General features: G+C 39.2%; 13 protein-coding genes. All 13 read left to right on the top strand.

The window, feature by feature from the left end:
- The first annotated feature begins 39 nt into the window (after positions 1–39).
- The 13 genes from V6670_RS05455 (at position 40) to pnp (ending at position 16486) form a co-directional block, all read left to right on the top strand.
- The gene (locus tag V6670_RS05455; protein ID WP_089932000.1) at positions 40–4371 is read left to right on the top strand and encodes a PolC-type DNA polymerase III; all 4332 of its coding nucleotides are present in this window, start codon (positions 40–42) and stop codon (positions 4369–4371) included.
- A 334-nt stretch (positions 4372–4705) separates the two neighbouring features.
- Positions 4706–5182, top strand: coding sequence for a ribosome maturation factor RimP (rimP, locus tag V6670_RS05460; protein ID WP_036121405.1), 477 nt, complete (start codon positions 4706–4708; stop codon positions 5180–5182).
- 24 nt (positions 5183–5206) lie between these two features.
- Positions 5207–6346 (top strand): transcription termination factor NusA, encoded by a 1140-nt coding sequence (gene nusA, locus V6670_RS05465; RefSeq protein WP_058843511.1) that lies wholly within the window; start codon positions 5207–5209, stop codon positions 6344–6346.
- Between the two features lie 136 nt (positions 6347–6482).
- Positions 6483–6761, top strand: a complete 279-nt coding sequence (locus V6670_RS05470; protein WP_036121399.1) for a YlxR family protein — start codon at positions 6483–6485, stop codon at positions 6759–6761.
- Entirely contained in the window at positions 6758–7066 is a 309-nt protein-coding gene (locus V6670_RS05475) for a YlxQ family RNA-binding protein (protein ID WP_036121397.1), read from the top strand. Before V6670_RS05470 ends, V6670_RS05475 begins: the two co-directional genes overlap by 4 nt.
- Positions 7067–7080: 14 nt before the next feature.
- Complete coding sequence (gene infB / locus V6670_RS05480) at positions 7081–9372, top strand: translation initiation factor IF-2 (protein ID WP_338653009.1); 2292 nt, start codon at positions 7081–7083, stop codon at positions 9370–9372.
- Complete coding sequence (locus V6670_RS05485; protein WP_036121391.1) at positions 9372–9650, top strand: DUF503 domain-containing protein; 279 nt, start codon at positions 9372–9374, stop codon at positions 9648–9650. The genes infB and V6670_RS05485 overlap by 1 nt, the downstream gene beginning before the upstream one ends.
- Positions 9651–9728: 78 nt before the next feature.
- Positions 9729–10070 carry a 30S ribosome-binding factor RbfA gene (gene rbfA / locus V6670_RS05490; RefSeq protein WP_036121387.1) on the top strand — a complete coding sequence of 114 codons (342 nt, stop codon included), beginning with the start codon at positions 9729–9731 and terminating at the stop codon, positions 10068–10070.
- A 111-nt stretch (positions 10071–10181) separates the two neighbouring features.
- Entirely contained in the window at positions 10182–11093 is a 912-nt protein-coding gene (gene truB / locus V6670_RS05495) for a tRNA pseudouridine(55) synthase TruB (RefSeq protein ID WP_338653013.1), read from the top strand.
- Positions 11094–11105: 12 nt separating this feature from the next.
- Positions 11106–12053, top strand: a complete 948-nt coding sequence (gene ribF / locus V6670_RS05500) for a riboflavin biosynthesis protein RibF (protein WP_141903479.1) — start codon at positions 11106–11108, stop codon at positions 12051–12053.
- A gap of 174 nt (positions 12054–12227) precedes the next feature.
- On the top strand, positions 12228–12497 hold the full coding sequence (rpsO, locus tag V6670_RS05505) for a 30S ribosomal protein S15 (RefSeq protein WP_036121378.1): 270 nt from the start codon (positions 12228–12230) through the stop codon (positions 12495–12497).
- Positions 12498–12955: 458 nt separating this feature from the next.
- Entirely contained in the window at positions 12956–13471 is a 516-nt protein-coding gene (locus V6670_RS05510; protein WP_036121376.1) for a DoxX family protein, read from the top strand.
- Positions 13472–14371: 900 nt separating this feature from the next.
- Positions 14372–16486, top strand: a complete 2115-nt coding sequence (pnp, locus tag V6670_RS05515) for a polyribonucleotide nucleotidyltransferase (protein ID WP_338653018.1) — start codon at positions 14372–14374, stop codon at positions 16484–16486.
- Positions 16487–16549 lie beyond the last annotated feature (63 nt).

A 16549-nucleotide genomic window follows, 5' to 3' on the forward strand; every position in this document is an offset into this window, starting at 1 on the left:
TTAACAACCTACCTCTTTCTGAAAGTAGGTGTCGTTAGATTGGAACAGCAACAAGAGGCAAGAATGAGACTTCGAATGCTCTTGCAACAATTAGAATTAACAGATGATGTATACATGTCATTTTTTGAGGAAGGTGAATTATCACGCCTAACAGTCCATAAAAAGGTTAGACTTTGGCATTTCACCATTAAATTACAAGATATACTGCCGTTTCCTTTATATCAGCTTTTCCGTACACATTTAACGGAGAAATTTTCAGCAATTGCACAAATTAATACTACCTTTGAAACGGTAGAGAAAAATGTGACAGAGGAACTGGTGCAAGCTTACTGGTTAAGTGTTGTGGAACAAATTGATGAGATGGCACCGACGCTTAAAAGCTGTCTCATATCTCAAGTGCCAATGTGGAATGGCCAAAAAATTACTTTGTCCTGCATGCAGGAAATGGAATTTATGATGCTGAAAACAAAGTATGCTGACAAACTTTCCGAAAGCTATGGTCAATTCGGCTTTCCCCATATGGTAATCGACTTTGTACTACAAGAAGAGACGGAAGAAATGATCGCGGCACAAGAGGCGTTTATGGAGCAGAAACGTATGGAAGAAGTGGCCCTAGCGCAGCAAGCGATGCAGGATTTCCAAAAACGTGAGCAAGAGAAAAAGGATAACCCGGCATTGGCGAATCTTGGTGACCGTCCATTCCAGCTTGGAATGCATATTAAAGATGATGAAATAGTGGAAATTAAACGGATTGTCGAGGAAGAACGCCGTGTCATTATTGAAGGGTTTGTTTTTGATACGGAGATTAAAGAGCTAAAAAGTGGACGCTCCTTATTACAAATTAAAATTACCGACTATACAGATTCCATCATCGTTAAAATGTTCTCTCGTGATAATGATGATGCAGAATTAATGCAGCATCTGAAAAAGGGCATGTGGGTTAAAGTGCGAGGCTCTGTTCAAACGGATACATTCATCCGTGATTTAATTGTCATGGCGAATGATATTAATGAAATCAAAAAAGAAACACGACAAGATTTAGCACCAGAGGGCGAAAAACGTGTTGAGTTACATTTGCACACACCGATGAGCCAAATGGACGCTGTTACACCTGTTGACCGGCTTGTTGCACAGGCCGCAAAATGGGGGCATCCAGCAATAGCTATTACGGATCATGCTGTTGTGCAATCCTTCCCTGAAGCATATGCAGCAGGAAAAAAACATGGGATCAAGGTCATTTATGGGCTAGAAGCAAATTTAGTAGATGATGGTGTACCGATTGCCTATGCTCCTGAACATCGTTTATTAGCAGACACAACGTATGTTGTCTTTGACGTAGAAACAACAGGGCTATCTACGGCTTACGATACGATTATTGAATTGGCCGCAGTAAAAATTAAAGACGGGCATGTCATAGATAAATACGAAAGCTTTGCCAATCCACATCATCCACTTTCGGCTACTACTATTGAATTAACAGGAATTACAGATGATATGGTTCGAAATGCACCTGAAGTGGAGCAAGTGATTAAAGAATTTCATGCCTTTATTGGTGACGCAATAGTTGTTGCTCATAACGCATCATTTGATATAGGTTTCTTATATACAGGTTATAAGAAATTTGGCCTTGAAGGAACAACCCATCCGGTCATTGATACATTAGAGCTTGCAAGATTGCTTTATCCTACTATGAAAAATCATCGTTTAAACACACTGTGTAAAAAATTCAATATTGAATTAACACAACATCACCGAGCGATTTACGATACAGAGGCGACAGGCTATCTACTATTACATTTATTAAAAGATGCAGATGAGCTAGCGATTAATTACCATGACGACTTCAATAAGCATATTGGTGGTGGCGATGCCTATAAAAAAGGTCGACCAATGCATTGTACGATTTTAGCCGTTGATAATGTGGGCTTAAAAAACTTATTTAAAATCGTCTCACATTCTCATACGAAAACATTCTATCGTGTTCCTCGAGTGACACGGGCTGTACTCGAGCAGTATCGCGAAGGTTTATTAGTAGGTTCAGGCTGCAGTAATGGTGAACTCTTCGAAACGATGATGAATAAGTCACCTGAGGAAGCAGAGCAAGTTGCTCGATTCTATGATTATATCGAGGTACAACCGAAAGCTGTGTATGCGCCACTAATTGAACGCAATGTTGTACGTGATGAATGGACGTTAGAGGATATTATTCGTAAGCTTGTTAAGCTTGGAAAGAAGATAGATAAACCTGTTGTTGCCACTGGAAATGTCCACTATTTAGATCCAACAGATGCCATGTTTAGGCAAATACTTATTGGTTCACAGGGTGGAGCTAATATTTTAAATCGATCAAAGCTACCTGAGGTTCATTTTAGAACAACGGATGAAATGCTCAAGGAATTTGATTTTTTAGGACCAGATCTTGCAAAAGAAGTGGTTGTAACGAATGCGCAAAAAATTGCAGAGAGTATTGGTGATGTAAAACCGATTAAGGATGACCTCTATACACCAAAAATTGAAGGCTCGGATGATGAGGTAACCAATTTAACGTACGAAATGGCCCATCGTATTTATGGTGAGGAGTTACCAGAAATCGTGAAAGCTCGAATTGAAAAAGAATTAAAATCGATTTTGGGACACGGCTTTGGTGTTATTTATTTAATTTCAGCCAAACTGGTGAAAAAGTCATTAGCTGATGGCTATTTAGTTGGTTCACGTGGTTCGGTTGGTTCTTCATTAGTCGCAACCTTCATGGAAATTACAGAGGTTAACCCATTACCTCCTCATTATATTTGTCCTAATTGTAAGCATTCTGAGTTTTTTGATGATGGTTCGGTCAGCTCAGGCTTTGACTTGCCAAATAAAGACTGTACGGAATGCGGCACACCTTATAAAAAAGATGGACAAGATATACCTTTTGAAACCTTCCTTGGTTTTAAAGGTGACAAGGTACCCGATATTGATTTGAATTTTTCTGGTGAATACCAACCACAAGCTCATAACTATACGAAGGTGCTATTTGGAGAGGATTATGTTTATCGTGCTGGAACTATTGGTACAGTGGCAGAGAAAACAGCATATGGCTATGTAAAGGGCTATGCAAATGATCATAATTTACATTTCCGAGGTGCGGAAGTCGACCGTTTAGTGCAAGGCTGTACAGGAGTAAAACGTACATCTGGGCAACACCCTGGGGGAATTATCGTTGTACCTGATTACATGGATATTTATGACTTTTCTCCAGTGCAGTTCCCTGCAGATGCACAGGATGCAGAATGGCGGACAACCCATTTTGACTTCCACTCTATTCATGACAATATTTTAAAGCTTGATATACTTGGACACGATGATCCGACGGTTATCAGGATGTTGCAGGATTTATCTGGAATAGATCCAAAAACAATCCCAACCGATGATCCTGTCGTAATGAAAATTTTTAGTTCTCCAGAAACGTTAGGAGTCACAGAAAAGCAAATAGGCTGTAAGACAGGAACATTGGGTATCCCGGAATTTGGTACACGTTTCGTACGTCAAATGCTCGAAGATACAAAGCCTTCCACATTCTCAGAGCTTGTCCAAATTTCTGGACTTTCACACGGAACCGACGTATGGCTAGGCAACGCACAGGAATTAATTCAAAACGGTACATGTGTGCTGAAAGAAGTAATTGGTTGTCGTGATGATATTATGGTGTATTTAATTTATCAAGGTCTAGAGCCATCACTGGCCTTTAAAATCATGGAGTCTGTACGTAAAGGGAAAGGCTTATCTGAGGAGTTTGAAGCTGAGATGCTCGCTAATAAAGTCCCAGGCTGGTATATCGAATCTTGTAAAAAGATAAAATATATGTTCCCGAAAGCCCATGCGGCAGCATATGTGCTAATGGCTGTACGTATTGCTTGGTTCAAGGTACATTTCCCAATCCTCTATTACGCAGCGTATTTCACAGTTCGTGCAGATGACTTTGATTTAATTGCGATGGTTCAAGGGTCGCAAATGATTAGAGCACGTATTGATGAAATCAATATGAAAGGTTTAGATGCATCCACTAAAGAGAAGAACTTATTAACGGTGATGGAGCTTGCATTGGAAATGTGTGAACGAGGCATGAGTTTCCAGAAAGTTGACTTATACCGTTCTCAAGCAAGTGAATTTGTCATTGATGGCAATTCATTAATTCCTCCGTTCGATGCGATTCCAGGACTTGGAACCAACGTTGCCAAAACGATTGTAGCCGCTCGGGAAGAGGGAGAGTTTTTATCCAAGGAAGATTTACAGCAACGTGGGCGTGTATCGAAAACACTTATCGAATACATGGACCAACTTGGTTGCTTAGAAGGCATGCCTGATGCCAATCAGTTATCACTTTTTTAGTAAGTGATTTGTGTCGTGGCGAAAGGTCACTGTAGAATTTCAAAATCCTGACACAATATGGTTAACTGTCATGAAGGAAATTTGCATTGTGCCGAGAACTGTGCTATCCTTATGGTAATAATTTGTTGATATTTTTCCAGCAAAAGAGTGGGGCATACCCGCTCTTTTCTGTTGTTATACCGTAGCAAAACAAATTTTGACTAACAGCAGGTAAGACCGTAAAATTTCACCAAAGCAACTGGTGGAATTTCTGTTTTATTATGATTCATTACTGCATTAACTTACAGTGATGAACAATTCATACGCTAGAATTTGATAAATACAGGAGGCAACAATGAGCAAAGTACCATCTTTAATTGAAGAGCTCGCTAAACCAATTGTGGATGAGTTAAATCTTGAGCTAGTGGATATTGAGTACGTCAAAGAAGGACGTAACTGGTTTTTACGTGTTTATGTCGATACGCCTGAGGGTGACATTGACATTGACCAATGTGCTCAAGTTAGTGAACGACTAAGCCTGTTATTGGATGAAAAAGATCCAATTACACAAAACTATTATTTAGAAGTTTCTTCACCTGGAGCAGAGCGCCCCTTAAAAAAAGATACGGATTTTGAAAAAGCAATTGGCAAATTTATTTATGTAAAAACCTATGAACCCATTAAGGACATGAAGGAATTCCAAGGCTACTTAACGTCATACGATGAACATACATTAGTGGTGGAAGTACGTATTAAAACACGTAAAATGACAGTAACAATTGAACAAGAAAAAATCGCATTGGCACGACTTGCCATTGATTTTTCAGCATAATGCATATTTAGGAGTGAAAATAAAATGAGTAGTGATTTGTTAGATGCGTTGAATGCGCTAGAAGAACAAAAAGGAATTTCAAGAGATGTGTTAATTGAAGCCATTGAAGCGGCATTAGTTACAGCTTACAAACGCAACTTTAATCAAGCACAAAATGTTCGAGTGGACTTAAATTTAGATAAGGGCTCTATTCGTGTATTTTCACGTAAAGATGTTGTGGAAGAGGTAGAAGATGATCGTTTGCAAATTTCTTTAGAAGATGCAAAAGTCATTAATCCAGCTTATCAGCTAGAAGATATCGTGGAACAGGAAGTAACACCACGCAACTTCGGACGTATTGCTGCACAAACAGCAAAACAAGTTGTCACACAACGTGTACGTGAAGCGGAGAGAGGATTAATCTATGAGCAATATGTAGACCGTGAAGATGATATCGTAACAGGTGTCGTGGAACGTTTGGATGCTCGAAATATCTATGTAGGTTTAGGGAAAGTAGAAGCTGCATTGCCAATTAATGAACAAATTCAAGGCGAATCTTATCATCCACATGATCGTATCAAAGTATATATTACAAAGGTTGAGCGTACGACACGTGGACCACAAGTGATTGTGTCTCGTACACATCCTGGTTTATTACGTCGATTATTTGAGATGGAAGTACCTGAAATTTATGAAGGCATTGTAGAAATTAAATCGATTGCTCGTGAAGCTGGAGATCGCTCTAAAATTTCTGTCCATGCACATAATGAAGAAGTAGATCCAGTAGGTTCATGTGTTGGAGCTAAAGGTGCTCGTGTACAAACGATTGTCAATGAACTAAATGGTGAAAAAATTGATATCGTAGAATGGTCTGAAGATCCAATTGTATTCGTAGCCAATGCATTAAGCCCATCGAAAGTATTAGATGTTCAAGTGAACGAGGAAGAAAAATCAACTACGGTAGTCGTACCAGACTATCAATTATCATTAGCAATTGGTAAACGTGGGCAAAATGCACGTCTAGCTGCAAAGCTTACTGGTTGGAAAATTGATATTAAGAGTGAAACAGATGCTCGCGAATTAGGTATTTATCCTTCTGCTACAAGCACTTTCATCCCTGCTGAAGATGAAGAAAGTGATTTTGATGACGTGGCAGTTGACTTATATCAAGACGACGAAGAATAAGTAAGAAAGCCCGTGTGACGAGTTAGCTGACAGTATTCAGTGGGCCCCCTACGCCGACTGAATACTGTCAGAGCGTCAAGTAGAGCATGACTTGTCCACCTCTTACGACAAGCTTCAGAGAGGAATGGTGATTCTTATGGCTGTAAACAAAAAGGTACCTCTTCGTAAATGTGTAGCAACTGGAGAAATGCTACCAAAGAAAGAGATGGTACGTGTTGTTCGTTCAAAAGAGGGCGAAGTAAGTGTAGATATCTCCGGAAAAAAACCTGGGCGTGGTGCATATGTATCTAAATCAGAGAATGCAATCGACATCGCGCGCAAAAAAAATGTATTAGGGCACCAGCTTGATGTTAAAATTCCTGAAGAAATTTATGAGGAACTTATTTTGCTGATTCGTAGGGAGTCAATTTTATGATAAATCAAGCAATATTTAATTTGCTTGGGATTGCAGCAAGAGCACGTAAAGTGATTTCAGGAGAAGAGTTAGTAGTAAAGGAAGTTCGGAATGGCAATGCTAAGCTAGTATTGCTTGCAAACGATGCCTCTAAAAACTCTAGTAAGAAAATTCAAGATAAGTGCACGTACTACAACGTTGAGTATCATGTAATTGGAGATCGTTATGATCTAGGACATGCTACAGGTAAGGAGGCCCGAGTGGCTTTAGCTATTACCGATAAAGGTTTTGCACGTAAATTGTCTAGTCTACTCAACGAAAACTAATCGGGGGTGAGCAGATGACCAAAATCAGAGTTCATGAATATGCGAAGCAAGTGAATAAAACGAGTAAAGAGGTTATTGAAGCACTAAGTAAATTAAATGTGAGTGTAACAAACCATATGTCGATGTTGGAAAAAGATATTGTGGCAAAGTTAAACCAATCATTTAAAGCAACACCTGAGAAAAATGTAGCAGCAAAAAAAGCCATTCAAAATATGGGGCAAAGACCTCAATCGAATGGACAGCAAAAACCACAGCATTCGGTGAAAATGCAAGAAGGACAAAGGCAGCAATCTGCTACTTCTAAGCCTAAAGCAAACAATCAGCAACACACACAGCAAAACTCAAATTCGTCTAACGAAAAATCTAAGAATACAAAAGGTAATCAAAATAGAAATATGACACAAAATAATAATAATAACAATAATAATAATAATCGTAGAGGTGGCGGTGGTTACAACCAACGTCCAAAACCAGGCATTCATGGAGGCAAACGTCGCCATCCAAAAACGCATCAACCGTCTATACCAGTAAAACAAAAGGAACTGCCAGAAAAAATTACTTTTGTTGAATCATTATCAGTAGCGGAATTAGCAAAAAAATTACACCGTGAGCCATCTGAAATCATTAAGAAATTATTTATGCTTGGTGTAATGGCAACAATTAACCAAGAATTAGATAAGGATGCAATTGAATTAATCTGCGCAGACTACGGTGTAGAAGTGGAAGAAGAAATTCGTGTAGATATTACGGATTTAGAAACACACTTCGAGCAAACAGAAGAAGTGAACGAAGCAGTATTATCAGAACGTCCACCAGTTGTAACAATCATGGGTCACGTTGACCACGGTAAAACAACATTATTGGATTCTATTCGTAATACGAAAGTGACAGCAGGAGAAGCTGGCGGTATCACACAACATATTGGGGCATACCAAGTAACGGAAGGCGACAAGAAAATTACTTTCCTTGATACACCAGGACACGCTGCTTTCACAACAATGCGAGCACGTGGAGCAAAAATAACTGACTTAACCATTTTAGTAGTTGCTGCTGATGATGGTGTCATGCCGCAAACAGTAGAAGCGATTAATCACGCTAAAGCAGCCGAAGTACCAATTATTGTAGCTGTGAATAAAATGGATAAACCATCAGCAAATCCTGATCGTGTCATGCAAGAATTAACAGAGCATGGCTTAGTTCCTGAAGCATGGGGCGGCGAAACAATTTTCGTACCGATTTCTGCATTAAAAGGTGAAGGCATTGATACATTGTTAGAAATGATTTTACTTGTAGCCGAGGTTGGTGAGCTTAAAGCGAACCCGGATCGTTTAGCGCTTGGTACAGTTATTGAAGCACAGCTTGATAAAGGACGTGGCTCTGTTGCTACGCTATTAGTACAAGATGGAACATTAAAAGTAGGAGATCCAATTGTTGTAGGTCATACGTATGGTCGTGTACGTGCGATGGTGAATGACAAAGGTCGTCGTGTAAAAGAAGCTGGCCCATCGACACCAGTAGAAATTACAGGTTTAAATGATGTACCTCAAGCTGGTGACCGCTTCGTAGTCTTTGAAGACGAGAAAACAGCACGCCAAGTTGGTGAAACTCGTGCCATGTCAGCAATTCAAGCACAGCGTTCAGAAAAACAACGTGTTACGTTGGATAACTTATTTGAACAAATGAGCCAAGGCGAAATGAAAGAGCTTAACTTAATTGTGAAAGCTGACGTTCAAGGTACTGTTGAAGCAATGGCTGCCTCATTAATGAAAATTGATGTAGAAGGCGTAAATGTGAAAATTATTCACACAGGTGCGGGTGCTATTACAGAATCTGATATTTCTCTTGCAGCAGCTTCCAATGCGATTGTTATTGGATTTAACGTACGTCCAGATGTTAACGCAAAACGTGCAGCAGAAGAAGAGGGTGTAGATATTCGCTTACACCGCATCATCTATAAAGTAATTGAAGAGATTGAACAAGCGATGAAAGGTATGCTTGATCCTGAGTTTGAAGAAAAAATTATTGGTCAAGCAGAAGTTCGTCAAACAATTAAAGTATCAAAAGTTGGTACAATTGCTGGTTCATATATAACAGAAGGAAAAGTAACGCGTGATTCAGGTGTACGTGTAATCCGCGATAATGTAGTTATATTTGAGGGTGAGCTAGATACGCTTAAACGCTTCAAAGATGAAGTGAAAGAAGTAGCAAGAGGATACGAATGTGGTATTACGATTACAAACTTCAACGATATTAGAGAAGGCGATATTATTGAAGCCTATATTATGGAAGAAGTTAAACGCGTCTAATGATCGTTTATGCAGAGGTTGAATTCATCATTCAAACTGCCCATTCGTTAAAGGAAAAACGCGCTGTCTTACAGCGTATGATTACCCGCACAAAGCAGAAATTTAATGTTTCTATTGCGGAAATTGACCATCAAAATGTATGGCAGCGTACGAAATTAGGACTTGTTGCTGTTTCTTCATCAAAAGATGCAGCTGAACGGGAAATAAATCATGCGCTCCATTATTTGCAGTCAAATCCATCATGGGAACAGCTAGATGTGTGGCGAGATTATTTATAAGCAATAGTAGATAGTTGTAAGCTTGATACAGCAATGAAATGCACAGCTATCTGTACATCGAAATAGAGGTGACAAATTATGTCTCTACGTTCAAACCGTGTTGCTGAGCAAATGAAAAAAGAGCTTGGCGATATTATTGGCCGTAAAATAAAAGATCCGCGTGTTGGTTTTGTGACTGTTACAGGTGTTGATGTAACGGGTGATTTACAGCAAGCGACAATTTATATTACATCTTTAGGCAATGAGCGTGAACGTGAAGAAACGCTTAAAGCTTTAGTAAAAGCTTCTGGCTTCATTCGATCAGAAATCGGATCACGCATTCGTTTACGACGTACACCAGAACTACTCTTTGAATTTGATTCATCGATTGAATATGGTAACCGTATTGATTCATTGTTAAGAGGTTTACACAAAGAATAAGCTAAAAAAGTCTGCCACATGCATGTTAATGCAGGCAGACTTTTATCTTTATGGAAAAAGATTATGTCAATACGTAGTCGATGATAGAGAAGGTAATTGGGAGGCACTAATATGAACGGTATTTTACCACTTTGGAAAGAAAGAGGCATGACAAGCCATGATTGTGTCTTTAAATTACGGAAAATTTTGCGCACAAAAAAAGTTGGGCATACAGGGACACTAGACCCAGGAGTAGAGGGTGTGCTACCTATTTGTATTGGCCAAGCAACGCGTATTGCTGAATATTTAACCGATGCAGGAAAGGTCTATGAAGCTATCATTTCAATCGGCCGTACTACAACAACAGAGGATGCAGAAGGCGAAACGGTTGCGCAAGATCAGACCACAAAAAGCTTTTCTCGTGAGCAGCTGTTAGAGGTGTTAGCTACATTAACAGGTGTTATTGAACAAACGCCACCAATGTTTTCAGCCGTAAAAGTAAATGGAAAACGTCTCTATGAGTATGCCAGAAAAGGTGAAACGGTTGAAAGACCAACACGTCAAGTAACGATTTATGCTTTAGAGCTGCTTGATGAGATTGAACAATATGAGGGGCAAGAGATTACATTTCCGGTCCGTATTGCTTGCAGTAAAGGGACCTATATTCGTACACTAGCTGTGCAAATTGGTGAAGCTCTTGGCTATCCGGCACATATGAAGGAGCTCGTACGTACAACCTCAGGCACCTTTACTCGTGATAACTGCTTTACATTAGCGCAGGTTGCTGAGCTAATGGATGCAGAGCAAGCAACTACCTGTATTTTACCTGTCGAGTATGCATTAACAGACTATCCATATATTGAGATTACTGCCGCCAATGAAAAAGAAATTTTCAATGGACAAGTGCTTCCAGCAGATGCATTATTAAAGAGTCATGATAAAATTGTGTTTGGAATCAATGGAAAGGCAGTGGCGGTTTATCAGGCTCACCCTACGAAGGATGGTTTGATGAAGCCACACAAGATGTTTCCGACGATAGAGTAGGAGGATTTTTCAATGGAGGTCATTCATTTAAAATACCCACATCAATTACAGCAACGAGAAAGCATGCAGCCATATTCGCTTGCTCTTGGCTTTTTCGATGGTGTACATAGAGGGCATCAGGCAGTTATCAAGACAGCGAAGGAAGAGGGAAATAAGCGGCAAATTCCGACTGCAGTGATGACATTTGATCCACATCCTTCATTAGTTCTTGGTGGACGTAATGAAAAAGTTTTTTATATTACACTCTTACAACAGAAATTACAGCTCTTTGAAGAACAGGGTGTGGATACGGTGTTTGTTGTCCATTTCACCTCTGATTTTGCTAAGCTTTCACCAGCAGCATTTATTGATACTTTTATTCGTGGATTAAATATTCAACATGTTACAGCTGGCTTTGATTATTCGTTTGGGGCATTCGGAAAAGGAACTATGGACGATATGCGCGCATTAAGTAATGGTGAGTATGGTGTAACCATTGTGGAGAAGAAAACAGACGATGTTGAGAAAATCAGCTCTACCCGTATCCGCAAGCTACTACAAGAGGGCGATATGGAAGAAGCTACAATACTACTAGGCAGACCATTTGAAATCAATGGAATTGTTGTACATGGTGATAAACGAGGACGTACTATTGGCTTCCCTACAGCAAATGTCCAAGCTTTAGAAGGCACTTTTATTCCAGCAAGTGGTGTTTATGCTGTTCGTCTACTCGTGCAAAATAACTGGTATGACGGTGTTTGTAATGTTGGCTACAAACCAACTTTCAAAGATCCAAATGATAAGCAATTATCGATTGAAGTCCATATTTTAAACTTTGATAAAAATATTTATGGTGAAGAAGTACATGTAGCTTGGTACAAACGGATTCGAAGCGAACGAAAATTCGATGGGATTGAGGCGTTGAAAGCGCAAATCGAAAAGGATAAACAAGAAGCTATCCGATACTTTAACGATTTGTAAGCGTCACAGCATGATTGTGATGACAACGTTCTAGATGACGTTTTACTTGCTTGATCAAATGATTTATGGTAACATTCATAAGTGCATAAATGCTTAACCTTAGCTCGGTATATCGATGACTCCAACGTTTACTGTGCTAATGGGGATTCATTATATTTTAGGAGGTCCATTCAAATGGCTATTACAAAAGAACGTAAAAACGAAATTATCGCTGAGTACCGTACTCACGAAAGTGACACTGGTTCACCAGAAGTACAAGTTGCAGTATTAACAGAGGAAATCAACGCTCTAAATGCTCACTTACGTACACACAAAAAAGATTTCCACTCTGAGCGTGGTCTTCTTAAAATGGTAGGTCGTCGTCGTCACTTATTAAAATATCTTCGTGAAACAGACGTACAACGTTACCGTGAACTAATCAACCGTTTAGGCTTACGTCGCTAATTCAAAGCGTAAGTATAGCTGTATTAGACTGTAGACAAATTTTAGTTTGTCTACAGTCTTTTTTTATGGTTGAAACTTGCGACATATATGCAGCGTATTGTTCATAATGCAGGTTTATTCTCGTCTATTATTTTATGTTGTTCAACAATAAGCCATAACTTTATTACACAACGATGAACGAATCACCAAAACAATTTAGTATGGTTGAAAAGGATGGTATATTCTAATCACATTTCGCAACCAAATTCAAAAACTATGCGATAGTCTATCTTTGTTGCTGCTCAATGCATTGAACGAATTGAATAGTGGTTGTTTTTTCGTTTACGAATGAATAGTCAGTTATAAAATGTTCACAATCTACGAAGGACAACAGGGTGTAAGTGTGGAGAATAGCTGATCTCTATAGATTTATTGAAGACCGTTGTGAAAAGTAAAAAATGGAGAGTAGGGATTGGTTAATGTTTAATACATTTTTAAGAGAGAATAACATTGTTGCTGCTATTCTAACAGCCGTGCGTATTTACTTGGGCTGGCATTGGCTGACAGCAGGTTGGAGTAAATTGACGAATGGATTTGATGCCTCAGGGTTTTTAACATTTGCATCAGAGAATCCTGTCATGAGTGGAGAAAAAGTGGTATATCCTACATATGTAAAATTTATAGAGTCATTTGCCTTACCAAATGCTGAAATATTTAATGTGGTCATTCCTTGGGGAGAATTCCTTGTCGGTCTTGGCTTAATACTAGGGTGCTTAACTACATATGCAGCATTTTTTGGAATGGTTATGAATTTTGCCTTCTTGCTAGCTGGTACGATTTCTAGTAATCCATTTGATATTCTATTGGCGATCTTTATCGTTGTGGCAGGCTATAATGCTGGGAAATTTGGACTTGACCGCTTCGTAATGCCTATCATAAGCAAAAAAATGAAGCTAGAAAAAAATACAATGCACTCCATGACGAAAACTACATAACTTACGATTTCATAAAATCAAATACCCTGTAGCAAATCGTTACAGGGTATTTGATTATGTTGTTGAAAAAAGGTGATAGCAATAGCAGAAAAAGAACCTTTCGCAAGGCGAGGGGTTGATTTCCGTTCCGCCAGCGTCCTTTCCAGGGGGCGTCCGATGAGCCGCTTTACTCACTGCGTTCGCTCCAGGGTCTCAGCTATGACGCTAAATCCCCTAGGAGTGACGCTGGCTCCACTCCAATCAACCATTCTGCAAAAGTGTCTTTTCCTGAACAAAATTGCCCTTCATTTATATTATTAGAGAGAATAGGCTCTTATTTTCAATGTGGCGAGGTGATGCGTGACAACACCTCTCTGTAAAATAAGTAGTGAACATCTTCACTCGAACCTTCGCTAAAAAGTGAACATTTTTATGGATTGGAGTGGAGGAAGCGGCTTGGCGCTCGCCTACAGGAAAGCAAGTAGCCTGCAACGGAAATCTACTTTCACCTTTCACAAAAATTCTATGGATGGTTTTGTTTTTCAACACTAAGATCAAATACCCTGTAGCAAATCGTTACAGGGTATGATTGATAGTACCTCTATTTTTGTTTTAGCTTTACTTGCTATGTGACTTTCTTTATACTGATAAGATGTTGTATGATGAGCGCAATGTTATCATAAATTGATATTTAAGCTTGTACCTTTTGGTAGGAATCCATTGAAAATCCGTATACCAATGTAAAAAATGCTTTTTCAATAAAATATAGAAATAAATCTTAAATAAATTGGCAATAACTGAATTTAAATGTATGATTATTTCATGAAATATTATTTAGCATAGAACAAGCATTTTTGGTACACTTACTATTAGTACATACAGACGAAGTAAGTGTTTTTATAATAGAGAGGGGTTCATTGAATGAACGAAAAGAAAGTCTATTCCTATGAATGGGCTGGCCGTCCACTTGTAATTGAAGTTGGACAGTTAGCAAAACAAGCAAACGGAGCCGCATTAGTACGCTATGGCGATACTTCTGTACTTGCTACAGCAACAATGTCAAAATCACCAAAACCACTTGATTTCTTCCCATTAACAGTTAACTATGAAGAACGTCTATATGCTGCAGGTAAAATTCCTGGCGGCTTTATTAAGCGTGAAGGGCGTCCATCTGAAAAGGCGATTTTAGCAAGCCGTTTAATCGATCGTCCAATTCGTCCGATGTTCCCAGATGGTTTCCGTAACGAGGTACAAGTCATTTCGATGGTTATGTCCAATGATCCTGACTGTACATCTGAAATGGCAGCGATGGTAGGTTCATCATTAGCATTAGCTATTTCTGATATTCCATTTGATGGACCAATAGCAGGTGTACAAGTAGGTTATATTGACGGAGAATTCATCGTTAACCCGACAGTGGAGCAATCGAATCACTCAACAATTCATTTATCTGTAGCAGGCAATAAAGATGCTATCAATATGGTTGAAGCGGGCGCACTTGAAGTGCCAGAAGAAATCATGTTAGAAGCTATTATGTTCGGTCATGAAGAAATCAAAAAAATCATTGCTTTCCAAGAACAAATTGTGGCAGAGGTAGGTAAAGAAAAGTTACCAGTGACATTATTTGAGATTGACGAAGCGATTCAAGCCGATATAAAAGCAGCTTGTGAGACTGATATGCATGATGCGATTCAAACTGCGGAGAAACATGCGCGTGATGAGGCCATTCAAGCTGTAAAAGATCGTGTTATCGCTTCCTATGAAGAACAAGAAGCAGACGATGAAACAATGAAACAAGTGTATAACATTCTTGATAAAATGGTAAAAGAAGAAGTGCGTCGTCAAATCACGGAAGATAAGATTCGTCCAGATGGTCGTAAGCTCGACGAAATTCGACCACTTTCTTCTGAAACAGGCTTATTACAACGTACACACGGTTCTGGTCTATTTACACGTGGACAAACACAAGCCCTATCTATATGTACACTAGGGGCGCTAGGTGATGTACAAATTATTGATGGCTTAGGTGTTGAAGAATCAAAACGCTTTATGCACCATTACAACTTCCCTCAATTCTCTGTAGGGGAAACAGGTCCAATCCGTGGTCCAGGCCGTCGTGAAATTGGTCATGGTGCGTTAGGTGAGCGTGCACTTGAAGCTGTTATTCCAGATGAATCGGCTTTCCCATATACAATTCGTTGTGTATCTGAAGTACTTGAATCAAACGGATCCACTTCACAAGCTTCTATCTGTGCATCTACATTAGCCATGATGGATGCAGGTGTACCATTAAAAGCACCAGTTGCAGGTATTGCAATGGGTCTTATCAAAAAAGGCGAGCACTATTCCATTTTAACGGATATTCAAGGGATGGAAGACCATTTAGGGGATATGGACTTTAAAGTTGCTGGTACAGCTAAAGGTGTAACAGCACTACAAATGGACATTAAAATCGACGGTTTATCTCGCAATATTTTAGAAGAAGCACTGACACAAGCGAAAGTTGGTCGTATGCATATTCTAGAGTCAATGCTTGCAACACTTGCTGAACCTCGTGAAAAATTGTCTGAATTTGCACCGAAAATTGTCATCGTGAAAATTAATCCAGATAAAATTCGTGATGTGATTGGACCTGGTGGTAAACAAATTAACAAAATTATTGAAGAGACAGGCGTTAAGATTGATACAGAACAAGATGGTACAATCTACATTTCTTCTGCAAATGAGGAAATGAATGCACGTGCAAAACAAATTATTGAAGATATCGTACGGGAAGCAAAAGTAGGGGAATATTACTTATCGACTGTGAAACGTATTGAAAAATTCGGTGCATTTTGTGAGATCTTCCCAGGAAAAGATGGTTTGCTACACATTTCCGAAATTCAAGAGGAACGTACAAAGCAAGTGGAAGATGTCTTAAAACTTGGCGATCAATTACTTGTGAAGGTTATTGAAATTGACAAGCAAGGTCGTGTGAATTTATCTCGTAAAGTAGTAATACAAGAGGAAAAAGAACGCGCTGAACAAGAAAAATAATAATGATTCCAAAGGCTGCGTATGATTGCGCAGCCTTTTTAAATAGTAGCAAAAAGACTAGTA

The organism is Lysinibacillus sp. Y5S-8, assembly GCF_036894365.1.
In the GTDB taxonomy this organism is placed as follows: Bacteria; Bacillota; Bacilli; order Bacillales_A; family Planococcaceae; genus Lysinibacillus; species Lysinibacillus fusiformis_D.